This window comes from Citrobacter sp. Cf087, from assembly GCF_030334285.1.
In the GTDB taxonomy this organism is placed as follows: domain Bacteria; phylum Pseudomonadota; class Gammaproteobacteria; order Enterobacterales; family Enterobacteriaceae; genus Citrobacter; species Citrobacter freundii.
Window position 1 is genome coordinate 776,963 of sequence record NZ_JAOWED010000031.1, and the last position, 23,368, is coordinate 800,330.

The 23,368-nt window shown below is 49.2% G+C and carries 35 protein-coding genes and 3 tRNA genes; 33 read left to right on the forward strand and 5 right to left on the reverse strand.

Translation table 11 applies throughout. The features are described from left to right. Window positions 1-61: 61 nt before the first annotated feature. From OGV57_RS20385 to OGV57_RS20400, 4 genes are all read right to left on the reverse strand, one after another. Entirely contained in the window at window positions 62-487 is a 426-nt protein-coding gene (locus OGV57_RS20385) for a hypothetical protein (protein ID WP_071701006.1), read from the reverse strand. Then, on the reverse strand, window positions 484-675 hold the full coding sequence (locus OGV57_RS20390) for a hypothetical protein (protein WP_094542907.1): 192 nt from the start codon (window positions 673-675) through the stop codon (window positions 484-486). Before OGV57_RS20390 ends, OGV57_RS20385 begins: the two co-directional genes overlap by 4 nt. Beyond that, window positions 672-875 (reverse strand): hypothetical protein, encoded by a 204-nt coding sequence (locus OGV57_RS20395; RefSeq protein WP_016150507.1) that lies wholly within the window; start codon window positions 873-875, stop codon window positions 672-674. Before OGV57_RS20395 ends, OGV57_RS20390 begins: the two co-directional genes overlap by 4 nt. A 280-nt stretch (window positions 876-1,155) precedes the next feature. Continuing rightward, window positions 1,156-1,863, reverse strand: coding sequence for an XRE family transcriptional regulator (locus OGV57_RS20400; protein WP_016150506.1), 708 nt, complete (start codon window positions 1,861-1,863; stop codon window positions 1,156-1,158). A gap of 114 nt (window positions 1,864-1,977) precedes the next feature. Here OGV57_RS20400 and OGV57_RS23725 point away from each other — a divergent pair, with 114 nt between their 5' ends. The 7 genes from OGV57_RS23725 to OGV57_RS20430 all read left to right on the forward strand — a co-directional run bounded on the left by OGV57_RS23725 (window position 1,978) and on the right by OGV57_RS20430 (window position 6,810). Next, on the forward strand, window positions 1,978-2,196 hold the full coding sequence (locus tag OGV57_RS23725) for a transcriptional regulator (protein ID WP_032948000.1): 219 nt from the start codon (window positions 1,978-1,980) through the stop codon (window positions 2,194-2,196). Between the two features lies 1 nt (window position 2,197). Further along, a complete protein-coding gene (locus OGV57_RS20405) occupies window positions 2,198-2,395 on the forward strand; it encodes a DUF4222 domain-containing protein (protein WP_080100505.1) in 198 nt (65 codons plus the stop codon). Then, window positions 2,392-3,315 carry a helix-turn-helix domain-containing protein gene (locus OGV57_RS20410; protein ID WP_080100504.1) on the forward strand — a complete coding sequence of 308 codons (924 nt, stop codon included), beginning with the start codon at window positions 2,392-2,394 and terminating at the stop codon, window positions 3,313-3,315. The genes OGV57_RS20405 and OGV57_RS20410 overlap by 4 nt, the downstream gene beginning before the upstream one ends. Before the next feature lie 106 nt (window positions 3,316-3,421). After that, window positions 3,422-5,293 (forward strand): toprim domain-containing protein, encoded by a 1,872-nt coding sequence (locus tag OGV57_RS20415; RefSeq protein WP_178317575.1) that lies wholly within the window; start codon window positions 3,422-3,424, stop codon window positions 5,291-5,293. 1 nt (window position 5,294) lies between these two features. Further along, window positions 5,295-5,606, forward strand: a complete 312-nt coding sequence (locus tag OGV57_RS20420; protein ID WP_181627309.1) for a hypothetical protein — start codon at window positions 5,295-5,297, stop codon at window positions 5,604-5,606. Next, entirely contained in the window at window positions 5,603-6,385 is a 783-nt protein-coding gene (locus tag OGV57_RS20425; RefSeq protein ID WP_230127274.1) for an antitermination protein, read from the forward strand. The genes OGV57_RS20420 and OGV57_RS20425 overlap by 4 nt, the downstream gene beginning before the upstream one ends. Window positions 6,386-6,540: 155 nt before the next feature. Beyond that, window positions 6,541-6,810, forward strand: a complete 270-nt coding sequence (locus OGV57_RS20430) for a hypothetical protein (protein ID WP_103856873.1) — start codon at window positions 6,541-6,543, stop codon at window positions 6,808-6,810. On the opposite strand, the gene OGV57_RS23730 is transcribed toward OGV57_RS20430, so the two are convergent. Continuing rightward, window positions 6,701-7,159, reverse strand: coding sequence for an ECs1072 family phage-associated protein (locus OGV57_RS23730; RefSeq protein WP_178317577.1), 459 nt, complete (start codon window positions 7,157-7,159; stop codon window positions 6,701-6,703). The two genes, OGV57_RS20430 and OGV57_RS23730, sit on opposite strands and share 110 nt — an antisense overlap. A gap of 121 nt (window positions 7,160-7,280) precedes the next feature. On the opposite strand from OGV57_RS23730, the gene OGV57_RS20435 reads away from it, so the two are divergent. The 26 genes from OGV57_RS20435 to OGV57_RS20560 all read left to right on the forward strand — a co-directional run bounded on the left by OGV57_RS20435 (window position 7,281) and on the right by OGV57_RS20560 (window position 23,350). Beyond that, a tRNA-Ile gene (locus OGV57_RS20435) sits at window positions 7,281-7,357 on the forward strand. Between the two features lies 1 nt (window position 7,358). After that, window positions 7,359-7,435: transfer RNA gene (locus tag OGV57_RS20440), tRNA-Arg, on the forward strand. 1 nt (window position 7,436) lies between these two features. Then, window positions 7,437-7,511, forward strand: a tRNA-Gly gene (locus OGV57_RS20445). Window positions 7,512-7,800: 289 nt separating this feature from the next. Next, complete coding sequence (locus OGV57_RS20450) at window positions 7,801-8,079, forward strand: phage holin (protein WP_230127276.1); 279 nt, start codon at window positions 7,801-7,803, stop codon at window positions 8,077-8,079. Then, window positions 8,051-8,599 carry a lysozyme gene (locus OGV57_RS20455; protein ID WP_137397347.1) on the forward strand — a complete coding sequence of 183 codons (549 nt, stop codon included), beginning with the start codon at window positions 8,051-8,053 and terminating at the stop codon, window positions 8,597-8,599. Before OGV57_RS20450 ends, OGV57_RS20455 begins: the two co-directional genes overlap by 29 nt. Beyond that, window positions 8,596-9,114, forward strand: a complete 519-nt coding sequence (locus OGV57_RS20460) for a DUF2514 domain-containing protein (protein WP_230127278.1) — start codon at window positions 8,596-8,598, stop codon at window positions 9,112-9,114. The genes OGV57_RS20455 and OGV57_RS20460 overlap by 4 nt, the downstream gene beginning before the upstream one ends. 29 nt (window positions 9,115-9,143) lie before the next feature. Next, on the forward strand, window positions 9,144-9,341 hold the full coding sequence (locus tag OGV57_RS20465; protein WP_016150493.1) for a hypothetical protein: 198 nt from the start codon (window positions 9,144-9,146) through the stop codon (window positions 9,339-9,341). A gap of 96 nt (window positions 9,342-9,437) precedes the next feature. Continuing rightward, window positions 9,438-9,746, forward strand: a complete 309-nt coding sequence (locus tag OGV57_RS20470) for a hypothetical protein (protein WP_016150492.1) — start codon at window positions 9,438-9,440, stop codon at window positions 9,744-9,746. 431 nt (window positions 9,747-10,177) lie between these two features. Beyond that, window positions 10,178-10,393 carry a hypothetical protein gene (locus tag OGV57_RS20475; RefSeq protein ID WP_155849118.1) on the forward strand — a complete coding sequence of 72 codons (216 nt, stop codon included), beginning with the start codon at window positions 10,178-10,180 and terminating at the stop codon, window positions 10,391-10,393. Beyond that, window positions 10,381-10,731 carry an HNH endonuclease gene (locus tag OGV57_RS20480; protein ID WP_166444251.1) on the forward strand — a complete coding sequence of 117 codons (351 nt, stop codon included), beginning with the start codon at window positions 10,381-10,383 and terminating at the stop codon, window positions 10,729-10,731. Before OGV57_RS20475 ends, OGV57_RS20480 begins: the two co-directional genes overlap by 13 nt. 156 nt (window positions 10,732-10,887) lie before the next feature. Continuing rightward, complete coding sequence (locus OGV57_RS20485; RefSeq protein WP_003841734.1) at window positions 10,888-11,385, forward strand: phage terminase small subunit P27 family; 498 nt, start codon at window positions 10,888-10,890, stop codon at window positions 11,383-11,385. Beyond that, complete coding sequence (locus tag OGV57_RS20490; RefSeq protein ID WP_016150488.1) at window positions 11,385-13,142, forward strand: terminase large subunit; 1,758 nt, start codon at window positions 11,385-11,387, stop codon at window positions 13,140-13,142. Before OGV57_RS20485 ends, OGV57_RS20490 begins: the two co-directional genes overlap by 1 nt. 10 nt (window positions 13,143-13,152) lie before the next feature. Then, window positions 13,153-13,338 (forward strand): hypothetical protein, encoded by a 186-nt coding sequence (locus OGV57_RS20495; protein WP_008323320.1) that lies wholly within the window; start codon window positions 13,153-13,155, stop codon window positions 13,336-13,338. Then, window positions 13,338-14,567, forward strand: coding sequence for a phage portal protein (locus OGV57_RS20500; RefSeq protein ID WP_016240220.1), 1,230 nt, complete (start codon window positions 13,338-13,340; stop codon window positions 14,565-14,567). Before OGV57_RS20495 ends, OGV57_RS20500 begins: the two co-directional genes overlap by 1 nt. Further along, window positions 14,554-15,207, forward strand: coding sequence for an HK97 family phage prohead protease (locus tag OGV57_RS20505; RefSeq protein ID WP_016150486.1), 654 nt, complete (start codon window positions 14,554-14,556; stop codon window positions 15,205-15,207). Before OGV57_RS20500 ends, OGV57_RS20505 begins: the two co-directional genes overlap by 14 nt. A gap of 13 nt (window positions 15,208-15,220) precedes the next feature. Further along, window positions 15,221-16,429, forward strand: a complete 1,209-nt coding sequence (locus OGV57_RS20510) for a phage major capsid protein (RefSeq protein ID WP_016150485.1) — start codon at window positions 15,221-15,223, stop codon at window positions 16,427-16,429. A 38-nt stretch (window positions 16,430-16,467) separates the two neighbouring features. After that, entirely contained in the window at window positions 16,468-16,680 is a 213-nt protein-coding gene (locus OGV57_RS20515) for a hypothetical protein (protein WP_016150484.1), read from the forward strand. Continuing rightward, window positions 16,677-16,997, forward strand: a complete 321-nt coding sequence (locus OGV57_RS20520) for a head-tail connector protein (RefSeq protein ID WP_016150483.1) — start codon at window positions 16,677-16,679, stop codon at window positions 16,995-16,997. The genes OGV57_RS20515 and OGV57_RS20520 overlap by 4 nt, the downstream gene beginning before the upstream one ends. 8 nt (window positions 16,998-17,005) lie before the next feature. Then, a complete protein-coding gene (locus OGV57_RS20525) occupies window positions 17,006-17,344 on the forward strand; it encodes a phage head closure protein (RefSeq protein ID WP_016150482.1) in 339 nt (112 codons plus the stop codon). Beyond that, window positions 17,341-17,790: an HK97-gp10 family putative phage morphogenesis protein gene (locus OGV57_RS20530; RefSeq protein WP_071684539.1), complete on the forward strand. Its 450-nt coding sequence runs from the start codon at window positions 17,341-17,343 to the stop codon at window positions 17,788-17,790. Before OGV57_RS20525 ends, OGV57_RS20530 begins: the two co-directional genes overlap by 4 nt. After that, window positions 17,787-18,134: a tail completion protein gp17 gene (gp17, locus tag OGV57_RS20535; protein ID WP_114675598.1), complete on the forward strand. Its 348-nt coding sequence runs from the start codon at window positions 17,787-17,789 to the stop codon at window positions 18,132-18,134. Before OGV57_RS20530 ends, gp17 begins: the two co-directional genes overlap by 4 nt. Before the next feature lie 57 nt (window positions 18,135-18,191). Next, complete coding sequence (locus tag OGV57_RS20540; protein WP_071684495.1) at window positions 18,192-18,896, forward strand: immunoglobulin domain-containing protein; 705 nt, start codon at window positions 18,192-18,194, stop codon at window positions 18,894-18,896. A gap of 27 nt (window positions 18,897-18,923) precedes the next feature. Continuing rightward, the gene (locus OGV57_RS20545; protein ID WP_016150478.1) at window positions 18,924-19,313 is read left to right on the forward strand and encodes a phage tail assembly chaperone; all 390 of its coding nucleotides are present in this window, start codon (window positions 18,924-18,926) and stop codon (window positions 19,311-19,313) included. 8 nt (window positions 19,314-19,321) lie between these two features. Continuing rightward, window positions 19,322-19,600, forward strand: a complete 279-nt coding sequence (locus OGV57_RS20550) for a phage tail assembly protein T (protein WP_071684494.1) — start codon at window positions 19,322-19,324, stop codon at window positions 19,598-19,600. Between the two features lie 56 nt (window positions 19,601-19,656). Next, a complete protein-coding gene (locus OGV57_RS20555; protein WP_016150476.1) occupies window positions 19,657-19,992 on the forward strand; it encodes a zinc ribbon domain-containing protein in 336 nt (111 codons plus the stop codon). A gap of 46 nt (window positions 19,993-20,038) precedes the next feature. Beyond that, a complete protein-coding gene (locus OGV57_RS20560) occupies window positions 20,039-23,350 on the forward strand; it encodes a phage tail tape measure protein (RefSeq protein WP_071684493.1) in 3,312 nt (1,103 codons plus the stop codon). Window positions 23,351-23,368: the final 18 nt, after the last annotated feature.

The following is a 23,368-nucleotide window of genomic DNA, read 5'->3' on the forward strand; positions in this document are numbered from 1 at the left end:
TTGCATTTCCTCAGGGTGAGTGATGCCACACCAGTTAAGGCGTTAATTATTTATTTGTTAATTACGAGTTTATTTTTTCAGCTTTCTTGCTGATTACTTCTTGTAGCTCGTCGAGCTTTTCAAAAACGATAGTCAGAGTTCCTATTGCAGATAATTCCTGCGGAATGCAGTCCATCGCATTACAAACCGCCATTTTGCAGTTTCCGGCTTCTGTAGCCCAGTTGTTAAGCACGCCAGATGTTAATCTCTTGCTTGCTCCTGCGGATGAATTATTGGCGCTGGCGTTCCGGGTAATGCTTTCCGGGGGTAGCATAGTGACGTATTCATTAACACCATCCAGTGTTTTCTGCATTGAGCGAATAAGGCATGCAATTGCGTTATCGGCTTCTGGCGGAAGCTCGTAGTTACGATAAATAACCTCAAGTAACGAGGTGTTTTCCACAATATCAGCTGCGACACTTTCGACTATTTCGACGGGAGTTTTCATTTTCTATTCTCCATTGCGTAATCATGAGCAGCCTCAGCGTATTGCTTTGCTAAGTAAAAAATACAATCACCAAGATCCGATTTTTCTTCTATATCGATAACCGAAATAATTAATCCAGTTTCAATCATCGCGGCTATCTGACGAAAAGCGGTTTCCGGCTCTAGGGTGAGCCCTTTGAAGGTTTTCATTGGCGTTTCTCAGATTCGTTCTGGTGGGCCTCATTTGCATAATTACAAACAAATGCAAGGAGGGTGTCGCTGATTTCACGATACTTGTCATCGTTAGTTGCAGATAACAAACTAGCAGCTTCAATGATTAAGGACATATTCTTGAAAGCATCGCGTGGGCGAGTGGATAGCCCCTTAAATGTTTTTATCGCTTCTGTCATTTCCTATCACCTCTACGTTAACTTGATGGGTGAATGATAGAACTTGCTATTACTTATTGCAATAGGTATTGCTATATGTATTGCTATTATTTTTTATGTGATTGATATCAAAAATAAAAAACAGGTATTGGCATTTGTTGAATTGCGGATAGCGTCCAACGTTGTGAAATTATGGGGAGCTGAATAGGTAGCGAGTGAGGTAAATAAAAACCCGGCACGGCGGCCGGGTTGGACTCTATTCACTTTCTGTTGCTGGGAGTGTCATTGTCTTTTCCCTGGTTTAACCATGCTTTCTGTACGTCTGTGGCATGCTGCCGATCACCTTTCCGAATATGAATATTTTGTTCATCTCTTCTTTCTCGATTGGGTCCCATGGTCGATAGGTATGGTTGTCAGAGATAACCAAGAGCTTGTCTTTCATCTTCTGCAAACGCTTAACGTGCGACGTATCGTCGTATATGAATGCGTAAATACCGTCGCCGTCAAAGTGTTGAACGCTGATATCGACGAAAAGCAGATCACCAGGCTCAATTGTTCCGGACATGCTATCGCCGCGAACGTTGATGATGCGTATCTGTTCCTGTTTTCGTCCGTTAAACATTTGACGTGCATCTTCAACTGAGTATTCCACGGAGCGCAACACCTCCACGAATTCGCTGTTAATTATTCCTGGGCCTGCACTAACCGTGAGGTCTAGTACGTCAACTCTGAAGATGTTTGGGTCTGTTTTGTTGGTAATTTCGGAGGTTGCTCGTTTGGCATCAACTCTCATTGGACCAGTCCCGTTTGACAACCACTCCGAGCGAACACCTAAAGCATTCGCTATTTCAACGATTTTTGTTGTTCCTCTGGCATTGCCAGATGTTATGCGCCATATGGTTGGCTGAGCCATATCTGCTGCTTTGGCTAATTGCCCTTGGCTCATGCCCATCTCATTCATTGCGTAATTAAGTCTGTCAGCCAGTGTCTTAAGTTTACTCTCTTGCATTTTTATAGCCTCCGCTATTGCATTCTAGTCTCGCATGATAAACAAGTCTATTGCTCATTCCAATAGCAATTGCTATTATCAATCGATAGCAATCATATGGAGTGGGTAAAGAAAATGAAATCAGCAATTGAGAGAGCTATTGACGCTGCTGGCGGGGTTAATGCTTTAGCCCGCGCGATAGGTGTTAAGCAGCCATCCGTTTCTCGCTGGAGGAAGGTTGGTGTTGTTGGGGTGGATCATGTGCCTGATGTTTCAGCTTTGACTGGAATCCCAGCGTATGAGTTAAGGCCGGATAAACCTAAATTATTCCCACATCCCTCCTCAGAGGTGTGACATGTCACACGCGAACACATCACAAGATCCGATTAAGTCACTCGATATCGATTATCGCGATCCGCGAGGTGTTGTTGTGCATGTCACCGGATGGAACCGGGAAAAGCAGCAGGTTTATTTCACTCGGCCCGGATACCCGCATGAGTGCATGCAACCGGTCTGGAAGTTTCAACAGTATTTCAAGAGGTTAACATCATGAGCAGCAAACTACAGGGCTATGTCTGGGATGCCTGCGCTGTTTCTGGTGTCAAGGGGACACGGCTAATGGTTATGGTACGCCTGGCTGATTATTCCAGTGATGATGGGAAAAGCTATCCTGGCATAAAAACCATTGCCCGCCAACTTGGCGCGGGGGAGAGCACCATACGAACAGCCATTGCTGAACTTGAATCAGAGAAATGGCTTCGACGTGAGAATCGCCGGAATGGTAACCGCAATACATCAAATATGTACTTTCTGAATGTCGAAAAACTTGAAGAAATTGCACTTCGGGAGAGATCTGCTCTTCGTCTGGAACGACGCAAAAACAACCATTTTGACCCGTCAGATTCTGACGTATCGGATTCTGACAAGTCAGATTTTGACGCGTCAGAAATGAGTGACTCAAGTGCACTTGACCCGTCAGATTCTGGCAAAAACAACCATTTTGACCCGTCAGATTCTGGGGGACATGATCCACAAGGTTTAAAACATGATCCACAAGTAAAAGATCATGAACCACAAGAAGTGCGCGCAAAGCGCCAGAAAAAATCTTCTTTCGACCCTGCATGGCTAAAACCTGAAAACGTCAGCGCTGAAATCTGGCTGGACTGGATTAAATTTCGCCGGGAGAAGCGTCAACCGCTGACGGAAACAACCTGCGCATACCAGGCTAAGCAGCTTGCAGGCCATCAGAATGCCGATGAAGTGATCCGACGCTCAATTGCTGGAGGCTGGCAGGGATTGTTCCCGGATCGTGTGCCCAACAAGCCCGCAATGTCACTAGCTGAAAACGAAACGCTGACCGCAAGTCAACCGCCAGCTGGGTCATGGTGCACACCATCTGGAGATGGAACAGCGGAGGTATTTATCAACCAGGCCGCTATCGAGCGCATGAAGCGCGGTGGGTATCGCCAATGAAACCATTCCTCAAGAGCGTGCTGATTGCAGGTTATAACCACGGCGTTCTGAGCGAGGAATTCGTGACATGGTGTTTTGTTAAATTTGATTTACGGAGTGAGTGAGCATGACGCCCGCCGAACTTTCAGAAAAATTATGGGACAACGCCGAAAGGGTTGCAAAGTACCTGCTGCCAAAAGGTCACCTGGAAGGCAAAGAATGGTGTGTTGGGAATACCAACGGTGACGCCGGAAAGAGCCTTAAAATTAACATCGGTGGCAAAAAAACGTGGGCAGACTTCGCCAGCGGCGACAGTGGTGATCTGCTTGATTTGTGGGTGTTGGTACGCAACTGCCAGCTGCATGATGCGATGCGTGAGGCAAAAGAATTTCTCGGTCTGAAAGACGACGATCACCATTTCGAGGCGAAGAAAAAAACATTCTCCAGGCCGACGAAGAAGGGCGTGAAAAAAGCGAGCAATTGTTACGACTACCTGGCTACGCGAGGAATCACCCGCGAGACGGCGGATCTGTTCCGTGTGTCTGATGCGGTGGTCTGGTATCACGAAGAAAATCGAGAAGTACCCGCCGTGGCATTCCCGTACATCCGGAATGGCGAACTGCTGCAAGTAAAACGCATAGGTACTGAAAGACCAAACGGCAAAAAGATAATTATGGCTGAGGCGGATTGCGAGCCATGTCTCTTTGGTTGGCAGGCCCTGGACAAATCCACGCGTCTGGTTGTTCTGTGCGAAGGCGAGATTGACTGTATGACTTTCACGCAGCTTGGTTACGACGCGCTTTCTGTTCCCTTTGGCGGCGGCAAGGGTGCCAAACAGCAGTGGATTGAATATGAGTACCACAATCTGGATCGCTTTCAGGAGATCTGGCTTTGCCTGGATAACGACGATGTCGGCCGTGAAGCTGCAAAGGAAATTGCCAGACGACTTGGCGAGCATCGCTGCCGCCTGGTTGAACTCCCGCACAAGGATATCAACGATTGCCTGATGAGCGGCATGGACAGTGAGTCCATCCTGGAGCACATGGAACGCGCTAAATTTTTCGATCCAGATGAACTGTGCTCGGCAGGTGATTTACTTCAGGAAACCATTGAAGCGTTTGAGCATCGCGATGTTGGCTTGTTCACCAGCCCATGGACCTCGCTGAATTACAATTTCAAATTTCGCGCCGGAGAACTGACGCTGGTAAATGGCGTGAATGGTCACGGCAAGACCGAACTGGTTGGCCATATCGCAGTTGCTGCTATGAATCAGGGGATTCGGACGTGCATCGCCTCTCTGGAACTGAAGCCAGGGAAAATGTTGGCCCGTCTGACGCGGCAGACTATCTGTACCGCATCACCGAAGCGCGAAGAAATCGTTATGACGAACGAATGGTTCTCCGATCGTCTGTGGGTGTTCAAACTCACCGGCACCGCGAAAGCTGGCCGTCTGCTGGAAATCTTCGCCTATGCCCGGCGTCGGTATGGAATCGATCTGTTCGTTATCGACAACCTGGCGAAATGCGGGCTCGATGAGGAGGACTACGGCGGACAGAAAGAATTTATCGACACCCTGTGTGACTTCAAAAACGAACATAACTGTCACGTCCTTCTGGTGACGCACGCCCGCAAAACCAACGAAGCGGCACCGACCGGGAAAATGGATGTTAAAGGCACTGGCGCTTTAACTGACATGCCCGACAACGTTATGGCGGTCTGGCGTAATATCCCGCGCGAACTGGCCCAGCGCAAAGCTGAAAGAATGGGGTATGAGAGTCTTGATAAGGACGAACAGACTGCTATCCAAATGCCCGCCTCGATGATTCGCCTGTTGAAACAACGTGAAGGGGAGGGCTGGATCGGAGACATAGGGGCTAACTTTGATTCCCGCTCACACCAGTTTATCGAGGGTGATAAAGGGCCCTTCAATTACTTGGCCGGCAAACAGCAAAGTGAACTTGATATTGAGTGGGAAGCCACCAACGCAACGAGGTATTAAAATGGATCGCCTAATTAGAGAAATGTCGTATCTCTTTACCAAGCAGCGTTTTTTGGAGCTTCAGGAAACAGCAAAAGACATCGCAATCGGTCATAGTGATTTCCCTGAGTGTTTCGGTCTTATTGCTGACGCCATCGCTGAATTTGTTGAAGACACTCCTGATGATGAGTGGCGAGAGCATGAAAAAATCATTATGCACTACGTTGCAATGCGATCGATATCGCTATGGGGGAAAGGCCATAAAGTTACCGATATTCAGTGGGCGCATCCTGGATGGTTTGGCACTGCCGAGAAGGGAGACACTACCCAATGAAACTGGAAGCATCACTCAAACATTTCAGCCCTCAGGGAATGCACATCAGCGACGACGTGAAAGGAACCTCTCCGGATCGTATCACCGGCACTGATGTTATGGCGGCCATTGGTACCACCAGCAGCCGCGCGCGGTTTGGTCTGGCTGCCTTCTTTGGTAAGACCGGGATCAGTAAAAGCGATGAGCAGCTCGCAGTTCAGGCGCTGGCGCGTCACGCGATGGACGTTGCACCGAAAAATGTGCGCAAAGCAGCCGGTGGTGAGCTTGGATGGTGTATGCAGGTGCTGGCGCAATTTGCCTTTTCTGAATACTCGCGTTCGGCGGCCACCAGCGTGACGTGTCACAGTTGCAGCGGTAGTGGTCTTATTTCTCAGTATGAGGACGTGGTTAAGTACCCAGGACTCTTCAACCATGATGGTGATGAAATTGTCACCCCCGACATTAAACGCGAACTTGTGGCGCGACTCTGTATTGCCTGCGATGGAAAAGGTGAAATAAAAGCACGCTGCCGTTGCGGTGGAAAGGGCGAGGTACTCGACCGCAAAGCCACTAGCGAGCGAGGCGCACCGGTGTTTAAAACCTGTGAGCGATGCTCTGGTAATGGATTTTCTGCTATCTCCTCGGCGACGGTACACCGTGCCATTCTGAAGCGTCTCCCTGACCTCCATCAATCCTCATGGTCACGCAACTGGAAACCCTTCTATGAAATGCTGGTGGATACACTGCGGCAGGGGGAGCGTCACGCAGCTGTAGAATTCGAGAAGGCAACAATTTATTAATATGATCGGAGCAAATGGCGACACTTTTTTGCACGTTAGTGTTGACTTTGCATAAAATTGTCCTGTATGCTTCTAATCGTGGAAGATACCGTCCAAACGAAATTAATCATTGAAACCCTGCCTCGGCGGGGTTTTTCCTTTTCAGGAGGCCTGCAATGCAAGACGGTAAGCAGCAGCCGTATTTTTTCAACCCGGGCATGACAACTGAGCAGCTTGAGGACTGGCTTGGACAGCAGAAAACTCACCTTGCTCACCTCAATCGCTTGGTAAAAGAAAAAGCCGCTCTTGAAAAGCGGCTGGGGGAAATAACCGCGTCTATTGGTCTACTTTCAGCATCAGGCTTCGAAGGAATGTTGAGTTTTCCGTATAGTTCCAATCCGCTTCTGGAAAATCCTCAAACTGAAAAGCTACAGAAGGTAGATTAAAGTTCTTTAGAGCATTTTGCGCATCACTGGAAAGGTTCTCCATTCTCAGATCCTCTTGCATGACGAATAAGGCATCCTCAAGAGTGAGGTTTTTGATATCGGATGGCAGCCAGTGTGTTTTCATAAAGATCATATGATAGAGCGCATCTTTCCCCTCCAGTGGATTGAAAATGGTTCCATACTTTATTCTGTGCTGGTGGAGTATCATCTCAAGGGTGAATATTAGAGCCGTTCTGTTTCTGATCTGATTGTCCTGCAGGCTTCCCTGATAATAAGCGGAGTGAGACATATTTCTGTTTTCACATACACGTGATCTGATGACGTGAAGCAAGCTATGGTACTCGGACATAACATCTCCTTGTCTGATGTGGTTACTTTTGGCGATTTAACAATATCAGACAGGATAATCGGCAACCACTGGAACCGTATAGTTTGCATGGTTAGTTTTGCTTATGTACTATCTGGTTCTCGGCCCTTTAGCTCAGTTGGTCAGAGCGTGCGACTCATAATCGCCCGGTCGCTGGTTCAAGTCCAGCAAGGGCCACCAGCCGTCACTAGCTCATCGAGATAGAGCATCAACCTTCTAAGTTGACGGTGCGAGGTTCGAGCCCTCGGTGGCGGACCATGCGGGCATCGTATAATGGCTATTACCTCAGCCTTCCAAGCTGATGATGCGGGTTCGATTCCCGCTGCCCGCTCCAGTTTTGAATGAGCGCTGCTTTTTGCAAAATTGCTGTGTAAAAACACTGACCTTCTGGTTCAGCGCTCATCCAAAAGCACTCCGTTAAAATCCTGGCAACCGTGGGTGGTTTGTTGGATGGAGTGCCTCCGAATAATAAAACTCTCGTTATAAAGGCTGCGCATTTGCGTGGCCTTTTTCATTTCAGGCTCACGGGTATCACTCACTTCGTGCTTTGTTGATAAATCCAGCCCGTGAAGCCTGACCTTTTCATCACACACAGCGCCATCCGAAAAATCGGAGGTGAGGCTATGACCAGAATGGGCACCATTTACAGCAGACTTTCATATGGAACAGGAACCACGCTGACCGGCTGCGGTGTATCAGCGAAGGCATATGCCGAAACAGCTAAAACAGCAAAAGAGGTGTCCTGGATGTTGGCCGACAGAATTGCAGGGTTAAGCCTGAGCGACTGGGCAATTATTGTCGGTATCGCATGCACCGTTATCACCTGTGCAGTGAACTGGTATTTCCGCTGGAAAGAACGGGAGGATCGGCGCAATGGCTATGCCACCAAAGCTGAAGAATAAACTGAGTGCAGCGGTCGTTGGTTTAATTCTTGCGGGGGCTTCCGCGCCCGTGATTCTCGATCAGTTTCTGGATGAGAAAGAGGGTAACAGCCTGACGGCGTATCGTGACGGCGGCGGAATCTGGACCATTTGTCGTGGCGCCACGATGGTTGATGGCAAGCCAGTAGTTCAGGGCATGAAGCTGTCTGCTGAGAAATGTTCCAAGGTGAACGCCATAGAACGCGACAAGGCGCTGGCGTGGGTTGAGCGAAACATCAAGGTGCCACTGACCGAACCACAGAAAGCTGGGATCGCATCTTTTTGTCCGTATAACATCGGCCCCGGAAAATGCTACCCGTCCACGTTCTATAAGCGCATCAATGCTGGCGACCGTAAAGGAGCCTGTGAAGCTATTCGCTGGTGGATTAAAGACGGTGGCCGCGACTGTCGTCTGACCAAAGGCCAGAAAAATGGCTGCTATGGCCAGGTAGAGCGACGAGACCAGGAAAGCGCGCTGACGTGCTGGGGGATAGACCAGTGAGCATACGCTATCAGTGTATTGCCATTTCGATGCTGGTGGCCGTTGCATTCACCGCCGGTAGCGTATGGAGCAGCCGCGATTGGGAAAAAAAGTGGGCGGAACGTGACAGCGCGGAATCATCGCAAACAGCGAACGCGCAGACCGCCGCCCGCATGATTGAACAAGGGCGAACAGTTGCCCGTGACGAGGCTGTAAAAGATGCACAAGCACAAGCCGCTAAATCTGCTGCCACTGTTGCTGGCCTGTCTGCCACTGTTAGCAAGCTGCAGCAACAAGCCAAAAAACTCGCTACCAGCCTGGACGCCGCAAAGCACACCGCAGATCTTTCCGCTACCGTCCGAAGCAAAACAGCCGGAGCTGACGCCAGAATGCTCGCCGACATGCTCGGAGATATTGCAGCAGAAGCTAAACGTTATGCTGGAATCGCTGACGAACGCTACCGCGCCGGAATGACGTGTGAGCGGATTTACGACTCGGTGAGAGAGTCAAACAACAACCCCATAGCCTCGCAATAGCGGGGCTTTTTAACAACTGAGGAATGAGTATGACAGTAGTTCTTACAGCTAAGCAGATTGAAGACCTGGCAGCCTTCGCGAAAGATGATGGTCAGCCCCAATACACCATCACCACTGGCACAATCCCGGAATTCGAAGCGGATGATGGCGAGATTATCCCTGAATACACAGGGCTGATCGCTTACTCAGAGTCACTTGAGCACGGTGTGTTGCAACTCGACGACTAGTGGCATTACAGCAGGCATTCACTGAGTGCCTGTGATAATGCTCTTGCGCACAGTTATTGATATACTCCTCACATGGATAAAAATGAGGGGTAAAGCGTGTCAGCAATAAATCACATAAAAAACCCACTAACAATTATTGGCATTTTTGCTGGGATAGTAGAGGTTTCAGCTAACTTTGTTCTTCCATTTCTGGAGGAAGGTCAACAGGCAACATATATATGGTTTTTGATGTTGTTCCCGGCTGCTTTAGTGGTTCTTTTCTTCATAACGCTAAACTTTAATCATGTAGTGCTTTATGCCCCTAGTGATTATAAGGATGACCAAGGTTTTATGAGGGCTAATGGGAAAATGGATAACAACGCAGTAGTGGGTACTGATCCAACACAGGGGTTTGATTTATCATGATGCGATTCATATCGAGTACGTTTAAAAATACAACGGTAGACCTTGATGGTGCGCATTATGAGAATTGTACTTTTCAGAATTGCGACATTCGTTTTCGCGGGACAGCTCTTTTTGGTTTGGTAGGGTGTAAGTTCGAGTCATGTAAATGGTCTTTAGACGGGCCTGCTGCCAATACAATCCAATTTTTACGTTTAATGTATAAAGATATGGGTGACTTTGGTAAACAAATGGTTGAAGCGACGTTTGAAAATATAAAGAAATGACGCCAGCATCTGAATAATATTTTTGTAAAAAGCCTCGCACCCGCGGGGCTTTTTAATGCGCATCGCACGTGCACATCAAAGAGAGTCTTTTCAGTAGTGAGCCTTGGTAATCCGTTAACTCTTGGCGGCTTTGCCGTGCGACAGGCTCACGTCTAAAAGGAAATCGTTATGAAGTTTCAGATTGCTAAGTTGTATCGCGGAGAGCGCTTTATGGGTTATGGCATTGCTGTGAATGGACAGCTTCTTGATAACCAGGTATCGACGGTTATAGATACTCAGTGTAGAGAACTCCCCACCGTAACAGTGGTATTTAATCTTGATAAAAACCACGCTGAAAATCAAATCACTATTGATTTGCGTAATGGTGAACCATGCCAGCATTAATACCCCGTGCCTGTCGCAAGAGAGGTTGTGCTGGCACGACTACGGATCGCTCAGGTTACTGTGAGCAGCACCGCAATGAAGGCTGGCAACAGCACCAGCAGGGTAAGAGTCGCCATGAGCGTGGTTACGGTAGTAAGTGGGATATCAAGCGCGCCCGCATCCTGAAGCGTGACAACCATCTGTGTCAGAACTGCCTGCGTACTGGTCGCGCTGTTGCGGCCACCACCGTTGACCATATCAAGGCTAAGGCACATGGGGGTACCGATGATGATTCGAACCTTGAAAGCCTGTGCTGGCCATGCCATCGCTCGAAAACGGGGCGTGAACGTTTCAAATGATAGTAATTATCATCAAAAGACGTGGAGGGGAGGGGGAGGTCAAATCCCTGTAGCCGGGCGACCAAAGGACCGCCGCCTAGCCTTTCTTCACATCGCCGCAGGTTAGAAAACTTTTTTTGGGGTACCCCAGCCGATGATTAATAGGAGTTTTCGATTATGTCTGGACCGCCGAAAACCCCTACCCATCTGCGTTTGGTGAGGGGTAACCCATCCAAACGACCAATCAACAAAAACGAGCCGCAGCCACCTAAAGGGGTCCCCCCAGTTCCCAAGCATTTCGACAAGCAGGGGAAGTACTGGTTTAAGCGGATGGCCGAAGAACTTGATGCCATTGGCGTCATATCTCAGCTGGATGCCAGGGCTCTGGAGTTGCTGGTAGAGGCATATACGGAATACCGCCATCATTGTGAAACGCTGGATCGGGAAGGTTATACCTATGCGGTATACAGCGATGATGATGCTGATGAAGGGAAAGAGCGTGAAATACGCATGATCAAGCCGCATCCGGCAGCCATGATGAAAGCTGATGCCTGGAAGCGACTTCGCGCGATGTTAGCGGAGTTTGGTATGACTCCTTCCAGCAGGTCTAAGGTCAGTAAAGACAAACCAGACGATGATGACCTGTTAAGTCAATTTCTTAATTCGAGGGACTGATGGCTAAAGTTTCTGATGGCATACGTTACGCCGAACGCGTCGTTGCCGGGGAGGTTATTGCCTGTGAATTTGTCCGTCTTTCCTGCCAGCGATTTCTTGATGATCTGAAGCACGGTGGAGAACGTGGCATCTATTTCAGCGAGCCCCGCGCACAACATATCCTCAATTTCTATAAATTCGTGCCTCATGTTAAAGGAGCACTGGCAGGACAGCCGATTGAGTTGATGGACTGGCATGTTTTCATTCTGATCAATATCTTCGGATTTGTTATACCTCTGATAAATGAACAGACAGGTGAAGTTGTGCTGCGCAACGATGGCAGTGAACGCCCGGTGATGGTCCGCAGGTTTCGTACTGCATATAACGAGGTAGCCCGTAAAAACGCCAAGTCGACACTTTCTTCTGGTGTTGCGCTCTATATGGCTGGCGCTGATGGTGAGGGTGGGGCAGAGGTTTATTCCGCAGCAACAACCCGTGATCAGGCCCGAATCGTATTTGATGATGCAAAAACGATGGTCAAAAAAGCCCGACCTACTCTGGGCCGGTTGTTTGAATTTAACAAACTGGCTATCTACCAGGAGCAGACCGCATCAAAATTTGAACCTCTTTCTTCTGATGCCAACAATCTGGATGGTCTCAATATCCATTGCGCCATCATCGACGAACTGCACGCCCATAAAACCCGTGATGTCTGGGACGTTCTGGAAACGGCGACGGGCGCGCGACTGCAACCTTTGCTGTTTGGTATCACCACGGCCGGTTTCAATAAAGAGGGCATTTGCTACGAACAGCGTGATTATGCGATTAAGGTATTGCGCGGTTTCAACAGCAATGTTGAAGGAGCCGTTAAGGATGACAGCTATTTTGCCATTATCTTCACGCTGGATAAGGATGATGATCCGTTTGATGAAACGGTCTGGCAAAAGGCTAACCCCGGGCTGGGTATCTGTAAGCGCTGGGATGACCTTCGACGCCTGGCAAAGAAGGCCAAAGAACAGGTTTCCGCCAGAGTTAACTTTTTCACCAAACACATGAATATCTGGGTGACCGCTGAGTCAGCCTGGATGGACATGATTAAGTGGGAAAAATGTGAGTTTATAGCCCCCCGTCATGAGCTGAAAACCTACCCGATGTGGGCTGGCGTGGATCTGGCCCACAAGATTGATATTTGCGCAGCAGTAAAACTCTGGCGGGCAGACAACGGTCACGCGCATGCAGACTTTAAATTCTGGTTACCCGAAGGGCGGCTGGAAAAATGTTCCGCTCAAATGGCGCAGATGTATCGCAAATGGGCTGAGCTTGGGAAGCTGGAACTGACCGATGGTGATGTTATCGATCATGCGCAGATTAAAGCTGATTTTCTGGAATGGATTAGTGGCGAAAACCTGAAGGAAACCGGATTCGACCCGTGGAGCGCAACGCAGTTTAGCCTCGCTCTGGCAGAAGAGGGCGTGCCGCTGGTGGAAGTTCCGCAAACGGTCAGAAACTTTTCCGAGTCAATGAAGGAGGTTGAATCGCTGGTTTACGGCGGGCGCTTCCATCACAGCAATCACCCTGTAATGAACTGGATGATGTCTAACGTCACCGTCAAGCCTGACAAAAACGACAATATCTTTCCGAACAAATCCACGCCAGAAGCGAAAATAGACGGGCCTGCCGCCTTGTTTACCGCAATGAGCCGCATGCTTGTAAACGGCGGCGAACAACAGGACAGCCTCTCTGACCATCTGGAAAGTTACGGCGTCCGTTCATTATAAAGAGGCAGTTATGATCCTGATGATTCTCGCCCCACTGATCGGGGTGATGGGCGCTATTTTGCTTTCGTTTGGTGTATGGATGATTTATCCGCCTGGAGGCTTAATCAGTGCGGGTATGCTTTGCCTTATTTGGTCATGGCTGGTTTCCCGCACGCTTTCGCTGGCCGGGAAAACATTGCGAGGAGGGACTGACTGATGTTTTTCCCCGGAATGTTCAAAAAAAGTGACGCCCCTGTCACTACTCCGGCAGAACTCGCTGAAGCAGTGGGAATGACTTACGACACCTATACAGGAAAAAGGGTAAGCAGCCAGAAAGCCATGCGGCTTACAGCAGTTTTCGGTTGTATCAGGGTTCTTGCTGAGTCGATGGGCATGCTGCCCTGTAACCTGTACAAGATAACCGGAAACAGTAAACAAAAAGCGACTTCCGAAAGGCTGCATAAATTACTGACGATGAAGCCAAATGATTACATGACCCCTCAGGAGTTCTGGGAACTGGTCATTGTCTGTCTTTGTCTTCGCGGTAATTTTTACGCCTACAAAGTTAAAGCGCTTGGCGAGGTGGTGGAGCTTCTTCCCATTGACCCAGGGTGTGTTGAACCAAAGCTTAACAGCCAGTGGCAACCGGTTTACCAGGTAACATTCCCCGATGGCTCAACAGACGTGCTTGGGCAGGATGATATCTGGCATGTCAGAACGCTTACCTTTGACGGGCTGGTGGGGCTGAACCCTATAGCCTATGCAAGAGAAGCAATATCTCTGGGAATGGCAACAGAGGAACATGGGGCGCGGTTGTTCTCAAATGGCGCGGTTACCTCCGGCGTACTCCGCACTGAGCAAACGCTCACTGACGCTGCTTACGCAAGGCTGAAAAAGGATTTTGAGGATCGTCACCTCGGGCTGAGCAACGCGCACCGACCAATGATTCTCGAAATGGGACTGGACTGGAAGTCGATGGCGCTCAATGCGGAAGACAGTCAGTTCCTTGAGACCAGGAAATTCCAGCTGGAGGAAATATGCCGCCTGTTCCGGGTGCCGATGCACATGGTGCAGAACACTGACCGCTCGACGTTTAACAATATTGAAAACCTCGGCATGGGGTTTATCAATTATTCACTCGTTCCGTACATGACCCGCATTGAGCAGCGAATCAACATCGGGCTGGTGAAGGAATCAAAGCAGGGTGTGTACTACGCAAAATTCAATGCCGGCGCATTGCTGCGCGGGGATATGAAGTCGCGATTTGAGGCGTATTCAACAGGCATTAACTGGGGGATTTACTCACCAAATGACTGCCGGGAGCTTGAAGAACTTAACCCACGCGCAGGAGGAGATATTTACCTTACGCCAATGAACATGACGACGAAGCCGTCAGACAGCAGCAAGAACAAAACAACCGAGGAACAACATAATGCCGATGACTAAACAGCGGCTGGATATTCCGCTACAGCTAAAGTCTGTCAGCGACAGCGGGGAGTTTGAAGGCTATGGCTCTGTTTTTGGCGTAAAGGACAGCTACGATGATGTTGTTGTGCCAGGCGCTTTTTCGGCCTCCCTTCAGGCATGGAAAGAAAAGAATGCTCTCCCTGCATTACTCTGGCAGCACCGTATGGATGAACCCATCGGTATTTACACTGAGATGAAAGAGGATGAGGTTGGCCTTTATGTTAAAGGTCGGTTACTCATTGATGACGACCCCCTTTCGAAACGCGCACACGCCCACATGAAGGCCGGTTCTTTAACCGGCCTTTCTATTGGTTACATGCTGAAAGACTGGGAGTACGACCGTGTTAAGGGCGTGTTCCTTCTTAAAGAGATCGACCTGTGGGAAGTCAGTCTCGTCACGTTTCCGTCGAACGATGAAGCGCGTGTAAGTGATGTCAAAAGCGCATTTTCCCGCGGAGAAATCCCTTCTCAAAAAAGTATTGAACGAGTCCTGCGCGATGTTGGGCTCTCACGCACCCAGGCTAAAGCATTCATGGCCGGGGGTTATAGCTCACTTTCACAGCGTGATGTTGATGAAGTGAGTACCGCACTGGATGCACTGAAAAACATCAAATTTTAATCAGGAGTTAATTATGTCAGTTGACGTTAAAGACGTAGAGCAGGTCGCGCAGGAACTGCAGGCGAAGTTTGATGCGTTCAAAGAAAAGAACGATAAGCGCCTGGAAGCAGTTGAACAGGAAAAGGGCAAGCTGGCGGGGGAGGTTGAAACCTTAAACGGCAAGTTGTCTGAACTGGATGAGCTTAAATCTGCGCTGGAAGAGGAACTGAAGCAGGTTAAACGTCCAGCCGGTGGTCCTCAGAGCAAAGCCGCAAGCGAACATAAAACCGCTTTCATTGGCTTTATGCGCAAGGGTAAAGATGACGGGCTGCGCGAACTTGAACGCAAAGCTCTGCAGGTCGGTGTGGATGAAGATGGTGGCTATGCCGTGCCGGAAGAGCTGGATCGCACGATCCTTAATCTTCTGAAAGATGAAGTGGTGATGCGCCAGGAGGCGACAACCATCACAGTCGGCGGCGCTAACTATAAAAAACTGGTTAATCTCGGCGGTACGGCTTCCGGCTGGGTTGGTGAAACTGATGCCCGCCCGGAAACCGATGCGTCTAAACTCGGTCAGATTGAGCCGTTCATGGGAGAAATTTACGGTAACCCGCAGGCGACTCAAACCATGCTGGATGATGCCTTTTTCAATGTCGAAGACTGGATCAACAGCGAACTGGCAATTGAGTTTGCAGAGCAGGAAGAAATCGCCTTTACCAGCGGTAACGGGACGAAGAAGCCGAAAGGTTTTCTGGCATACGCTTCCACGCTTGATCCGGACAAGACTCGTGCATTTGGTACTCTCCAGCACATTCTCTCTGGCGCTGCGGCAGGCGTAACGGCTGATGCGATCATCAAACTGGTCTACACGCTGCGTAAAGTGCATCGTAATGGCGCTAAGTTCATGATGAACAATAACAGTCTGTTTGCTATCCGAATCCTGAAAGATTCAGAAGGCAACTACCTGTGGCGTCCTGGTCTGGAACTGGGTCAGCCTTCCTCTCTGGCCGGGTACGGTGTGGCAGAGAACGAACAGATGCCGGATATCGCTGCTGATGCTAAAGCAATTGCATTTGGCAATTTCAAGCGTGGTTACACCATTGTTGACCGCATCGGCACCCGCATTCTTCGTGACCCCTACACCAAAAAACCATTCGTTGGTTTCTACACCACCAAACGAACCGGGGGAATGCTGGTGGATTCTCAGGCCATTAAACTGCTGCAGATCGGCACTGGCGCTTAATTCTCTGGGGCTTCGGCCCCGATTTTTCGAGGTAATTTATGCCTGAATTATTGCGTGAACTTAAGTGGTCCCCAGATGGTTGTATTGTCGAATCCATTCCCGCAGGGGTGTATTCGGACGGTGAGCTACCTGCCCGCGCTGAGGAAATTGCTGCCGAACTTGGCATTATTAAATTTGGTGGTGGCGATGTTCATGTCGCTGCAGAGTCAGATCCAGAGCCAGCGGTAACAAAACGCGGGAAAACCAAATGAAGCCATCCATACAAGAGCTTCGCTACCAATGCCGCATCGACAGTGATGACGATGCCGAAGATGTAATGCTGGAACTGTACCTTAACGCCTCTCTGAAACATGCCGAAAAAATTGTTAATCGCCATCTTTATGATGACGCTGTTCCGGAAGATGACCCGGATGGACTGGTAATTGATGACGATGTCAAGCTGGCCCTGATGTTGCTGGTATCGCACTGGTATGAGAACAGAGAGCCAGTAAGTCACGACAGCGTCAATACTATTCCATTCGGTGTTGAGGCGATTCTCAAACAGCACCGCAAAAGACCGGGAACGTAGGAGGGAGTATGCAGGCAGGTCGATTACGCCATCGCGTTACTATCCTGAACTATGTTGCTGTGCGTGATACAACGGGGCAACTGATTGAAGAGTGGCAGGAGGGAAAGACCATATGGGCGGAAGTGTTGGGTATCAGTGGCAGGGAGCAGTTGCAATCGGGTGCGGAAACGGCGCAGGCAACGATCCGGGTGTGGGTCCGTTTCCGGCGTGATGTGACTGCTGCATCAAGATTAAAGGTGCTGACAGGGCCATTCAAAGGCGCGGTACTGAATATCATTGGTCCTCCCATACCCGACAGTAAAGCCACCAGGCTGGAAATACTCTGTAAAAATGGAGCGGAAAAATGATTGATATCAGTCTGGATTTTTCTGGTCTTGAAGCGATTTCCCGCGATCTGGAGTTACTGAGCAGAGCCGAAAACAACAAAGTCCTGCGTGATGCCACTCGAGCTGGTGCTGAGGTTCTGAAAGATGAGGTGATAGTAAGAGCGCCTGAACGAACCGGCAAGCTGAAGAAAAACGTTGTGGTGCTGACGCAGCGATCACGTAAACGCGGTGATATTTCATCCGGCGTTCATATTCGTGGTCGAAACATGCGAACGGGTAACAGCGATAATTCAATGAAAGCCTCCGATCGACGTAACGCGTTTTACTGGCGATTTGTCGAAATGGGCACAGTGAATATGCCTCCACATCCTTTTGTCCGTCCTGCGTTTGATACCCGCGAAGAACTGGCAACGCGAGTCGCTATGAAACGCATGAATCAGGCTATTGATGAGGTGCTGAGTAAATGACGGAAGATGACCTTTATCTTTTGCTGAGGCCGCTGGCCGGAGGGCAGGTTTATCCCTATGTCGCCCCGCTTGGCAGTGATGGTCAGCCCTCGATATCGCCACCCTGGGTGATTTTTTCACTTATTTCTGATGTGACCGCTGATGTTCTTTGTGGGCAGGCCGAATCAGGGATATCGGTCCAGGTGGATGTTTACTCACTGACTCTCAAAGAGGCGCGGAATCTTCGTGATATGGCGCTTCAGGCGGTTAAGCCACTCAATCCCACCAATATAAGCAAAACTCCTGGTTATGAACCAGAGAACCGGTATTACCGGACGACGCTGGAATTTCAGGTCACTGTCTGACAAATCCACTAACTCACAGACCCGCTACGGCGGGTTTTCTATTTTCAGGAGACAAATATGTCCTCACTGTATGAAAAATCGCAGGGTACTAAAATTCAGATCACCTCTGCGCCAGCGACACTGGATACGATTGGCGCCGCAACCTGGCTGGATTTGCACTGTACTATCAAAGAAGTCCAGTTTACTGGTGGTCAGAAGCAGGACATTGATGTCACAACTCTGTGCTCAACCGAGCAGGAAAACATCAACGGCCTGGGCGCTCAGTCAGAAATCTCTATGTCCGGTAACTTTTATGTTAACCCGGCACAGGATGCGCTGCGTGATGCTTACGATAACGACACCACGTATGGTTTTCGGATTGTCTTCCCGTCTGGTATTGGCTTCCAGTTCCTGTCTGAAGTTCGTCAGCACACCTGGTCTTCAGGGACAAACAGCGTGGTGGCCGCAACGTTTTCGCTACGCCTGAAAGGTAAGCCGACGAAAATTGATAACGCGCTGCGCCTGACCACCGACCTGCCTGACACCAAATCTGTTACCTCTGGTTCGGCTTTATCACTGACGGTGGTAGCTGCCGGGGGAACAGCACCTTATTCCTATGTCTGGAAGAAAGGCGGCAGCGCGGTGAGTGGACAGACGACAGCAACGTTCAACAAGGCAAACGCTGCTGCAGGTGATGCCGGTGATTACGTTTGTGAAGTTACCGACGCCTCCACACCTGCTGGAAAAGTCACCTCAGCAACCTGCGTCGTAACGGTAGCGTAATTCATCTTCTTTAATCAGGGATAAAAAATGGCTAAGAGTCTTAAAGAACTGGCGCTGGCTAAAATGTCAGGCTTTCGTCATAAAATCATTACGGTCCCTGAATGGGGTGGTGTGAAGGTTGTTCTACGGGAACCTTCTGGCGAAGGTTGGCTACGCTGGCAGGAAATTGCAAAATCTGGCGCTGATGAAGAAGGCGAGGTGTCTGTATCAGAAAAAGCACACCGTAATCTTTGTGCTGACGTGGTGCTGTTCATTGATGTCCTTTGCGATACCAACAAGCAACCGGTATTCAGCGTCGATGAAGAAGACCAGGTTCGTGAAATTTACGGGCCCGTTCACTCACGCCTTCTCAAACAGGCGCTTGACCTCATCAACAGCGCGGACGAAGCGCGGGAAAAGTCGCAACCCCCGGCGTAAAGTTTCTGATGGCGCTTGCGCTCCGCATGGGGCGCACGCTCTCAGAGCTTCGGCAGACCATGACGGCAAGCGAGCTTCTGATGTGGATTGAATTCGACAGACAAAGCCCCATCGGCGATATTCGTGGTGATATTCAGGCAGCTCAGATCGTCTCTGCTATCTACGGCTCACAGGGGGCGAAAGTACCGCTGGACGATGCGATCCTGCGCTGGGGTGGTGATGGACAATCAGCACCGAAGGATCCGTTTGCAGGGCTTGAGGCTGCATTAACAGCAGCAACTCAGTGACATTTATTCAGTAAGATAATAGGATTTACCTCATTGATGATGTTTAGGGGAAAGTCATGGAAATCTTACTTATTTCAATTGTTATTGGTCTAATACCTGCATTGATTGCAAGTAGCAAGGGTCGCTCTTTTTTGGGGTGGTGGATTTATGGGGCTCTGTTATTCATTGTTGCCTTAGTTCACTCTTTAGTTATTAAAAAAGATGTACAGTTTGAAGAAAAAGAGAAGCTGGAATTTGATGGTATGAAAAAATGCCCATTCTGTGCTGAATTAATAAAAAAAGAAGCCATCAAATGCAAGCATTGTGGTAGTGATTTGTTATCAAGTGATCATCCCACAAAAACCGATGAAGAATATCTTGAGGAAGCCCGACGAAAAGTCTGGGAAAAATAATAATACAAACCGCTTCGGCGGTTTTTTTGTTTCTGGAGAATGAATAATGGCCACCTTGCGAGAACTGATTATTAAAGTATCCGCAAATTCACAATCTTTCCAGACAGAAATTTCTCGCGCTTCACGTATGGGGCAGGATTATTACAAAACCATGCAGAATGGTGGTCGTCAGGCGGCCGCTGCATCAAGAGAGACGCAGAGAGCTCTGGCAGAAGTAACGAACCAACTTAATTCTGCAAAATCCTCTGCGATGGGGCTTGCTGGTGCTTTCGCTGGTGCATACGCCACTGGGCACCTGATATCCCTTGCGGATGAATGGAGTTCGGTTAATGCACGATTGAAACAGGCCTCGCAATCAACTGATGACTTCAACCAGTCACAACGCTCTCTGATGGATATTAGCCAGCGAACAGGAACCGCATTTTCAGATAACGCAAACCTGTTTGCTCGCTCAGCTGCATCAATGCGTGAATTCGGCTATAGCTCCGAAGAAGTATTAAATGTTACTGAGGCTATTTCTACCGGATTGAAGCTTTCTGGCGCAAGCACAGCAGAGGCGAGTTCTGTTATTACCCAATTCAGCCAGGCACTAGCTCAGGGGGTTTTACGTGGTGAGGAATTTAACTCAGTTAATGAGAATGGTGATCGTGTTATCAGGGCTCTTGCCTCTGGGATGGGGGTCGCTAGGAAAGACTTAAAAGCAATGGCTGATGCAGGTCAACTTACTGCTGACAAGGTTGTTCCGGCATTAATCAGCCAGCTTGGATCACTTCGTGAAGAATACAACGCAATGCCGCAGACTGTATCTGCGGCAACAACAAAAATTGAAAACGCTTTTATGGCTTGGGTTGGCGGCGCAAATGAAGCAAGTGGTGTTAGCCGGACATTGACAGGCGCATTAAATGGGATTGCAGATAATATTGATGAAGTTGCAACTGCCGCAGGTGTTCTTGTTGCTGTTGGCGCAGCGCGTTGGTTTGGAGACATGGCATCAGGAGCGTTTTCAGCAACATCAGGGTTATTAAATGCAGCAAAGAGTGAGATTGCGCTTGCTGAAGCGCAAGTTAGAGGTACTCAAATATCCACGGCTCGCGCTCGTGCAGCTGTGTATCGGGCACAACAAGCTTTAATTGCTACCAGGGGAACTGATGCTCAGGCAGCAGCGGAGAAAAGGTTATCTGATGCTCAAGCATCATTAACCAGAAATATTTCGGCAAGGACCGCAGCGCAGGAAGCCCTAAATAATGTGACATCATTAGGCTCTCGGTTGATGGGGGGCGCTCTTGGGTTGGTTGGCGGGATTCCTGGTTTGGTTATGCTGGGAGCTGGTGCATGGTACACCATGTACCAGAATCAGGAGCAAGCTCGCCGATCCGCACAAGACTATGCAAATACTATTGATCAGATACGCTCTAAAACAAAAACCATGTCATTACCTGAGGCTTCAGATAATGAAGCCAAGACCAGGCAGGCATTAGACGAGCAAAACCGGCTTATTGATGAGCAGGCAAAAAAGGTTAGGCAGTTACGGGAAGAAATTTCCGGTTACCAGCACATGTTGGCTAACCCTGGTCCTACAGTTGCAGGTTACATGGTTAACCATCTTAAGAGCATAGATGATGCCACTCGAGGTCTTTCTGATGCCACTAATGCTTTAGCTATTGAGCAAGAACGCCTGGCACAGATGCAGGCTAAATCGCAGTCTATTCAGGAGGTTCTTGAGGGGGTAGAGCATCGTCGTATTGCGCTTATACGTCAGCAGGCAGCAGAACAGAATTCAGCCTATCAGTCATTATTAATTATGAACGGCCAGCATACAGAGTTTAACCGTCTGCTAGGGTTGGGAAATGCACTGCTTATGTCTCGCCAGGGACTGGTTAACTCTCCGTTAAGGTCACCTCAGGCTGACCTAAATACTAAACAGGTGGATGCGATTGAAAAAAGTAGGCGTGAACTTGAATTATCTCGCCGTAAAGGCGAGGAGAGAGAACGCTTACGATTAAGTTATTCTGCTGATGATCTTGGCTTCGCTTCTAATGACCCTCGTTATCAGACCAGCCGTCAGGAGTTAATTAACAATGGCTTAGAAGAGTGGCGGAATAATCAGGCTAACAAGCCGAAAGCAAAAGGTGGAAAAACAGAAGCCGAAAAAACGGCGGATACTTACGACAAACTCATTAAGCAGCAGAAAGAGCAAATCGCTCTGGCTGGTCAAAATACCGAACTGGCAAAACTGAAATACCAGGTTAGCCAGGGTGAGCTTACGTCTCTCACCGAGGCACAAAAACAAACCCTGTTGCAGAATGCCGCGTTGATTGATCAGCAAAAAATCCGCGAACAATTAGCGGCGTATGAAGCCAACCTCGCTGACTCAAACGCCAGCGCGCGAGCATCTAACCAAGCAGAACTTACCGGATATGGACAGGGAAGCCGAATGCGTGAACGGATGCAGGAAATGCTACGCATCCGGGAGGAGTTTCAGCAGAAGAACGTTGATCTGCAGCGGCAGTACCAGTCAGGTGATATTTCGGAAGACCTATACCGTCAGGAACTGGCACTGAATAAACGTTATCTCGATGAACGGTTACGAGATCAGGGATCTTACTACTCAGCCTCTGATGCCCAGCGCAGTGACTGGACAACGGGTATGCGTGAAGGTTTTGCGAACTGGGCTGACACTGCTTCTGATTACGCATCTCAGTCTGCTGACCTGGTGAATAACGCAATGTCCGGGCTGGTGGGTAACATTTCTGATGCACTGGCCGGTAATAAGGTTGACTGGGAAGACTGGGCCAGTTCGGTGCTTCAGTCTATGCAGAAAATTATCCTAAATGCGATGCTGGTGGATTCTTTACGCTCTGCCAGTAACAGCGGTTTTTTCAGTTCAATCGGCGGCATGTTTGGAGCGGGTGCTGGCGCTGCATCTGGCAGCACTCCTTCAGGCGCTTATAACTCGGCCGCATCTGGCATAAAGCTGAATGCGAAAGGTGGCGCATATGCTTCTGAAAGCCTGAGCGCTTACAGCAACAGTATTGTTAGCACACCGACATATTTTGCTTTTGCAAAAGGCGCTGGGCTTATGGGAGAAGCGGGGCCGGAAGCCATTATGCCCCTGACACGATCAGCTGATGGTTCGCTGGGTGTTCGCATGGTTGGTAGTCCGGGTTCCACGTCAGGTGGCGGTGATACGATTATTCATCAGCACTTCAACATATCTGGTAACGGGGATGCGGCACTGAAGCAGGCTATGCAGGAAGCTGCTCGACAGGGAGCGAATGACGGTGCGAAGCAGGCCCGTCAGGATTTGCTTCAGGACTTCTCTAATAGAGGCCAGGCAAGGCGATTGCTTGGCGTGTAACCATTATTAATATTCATT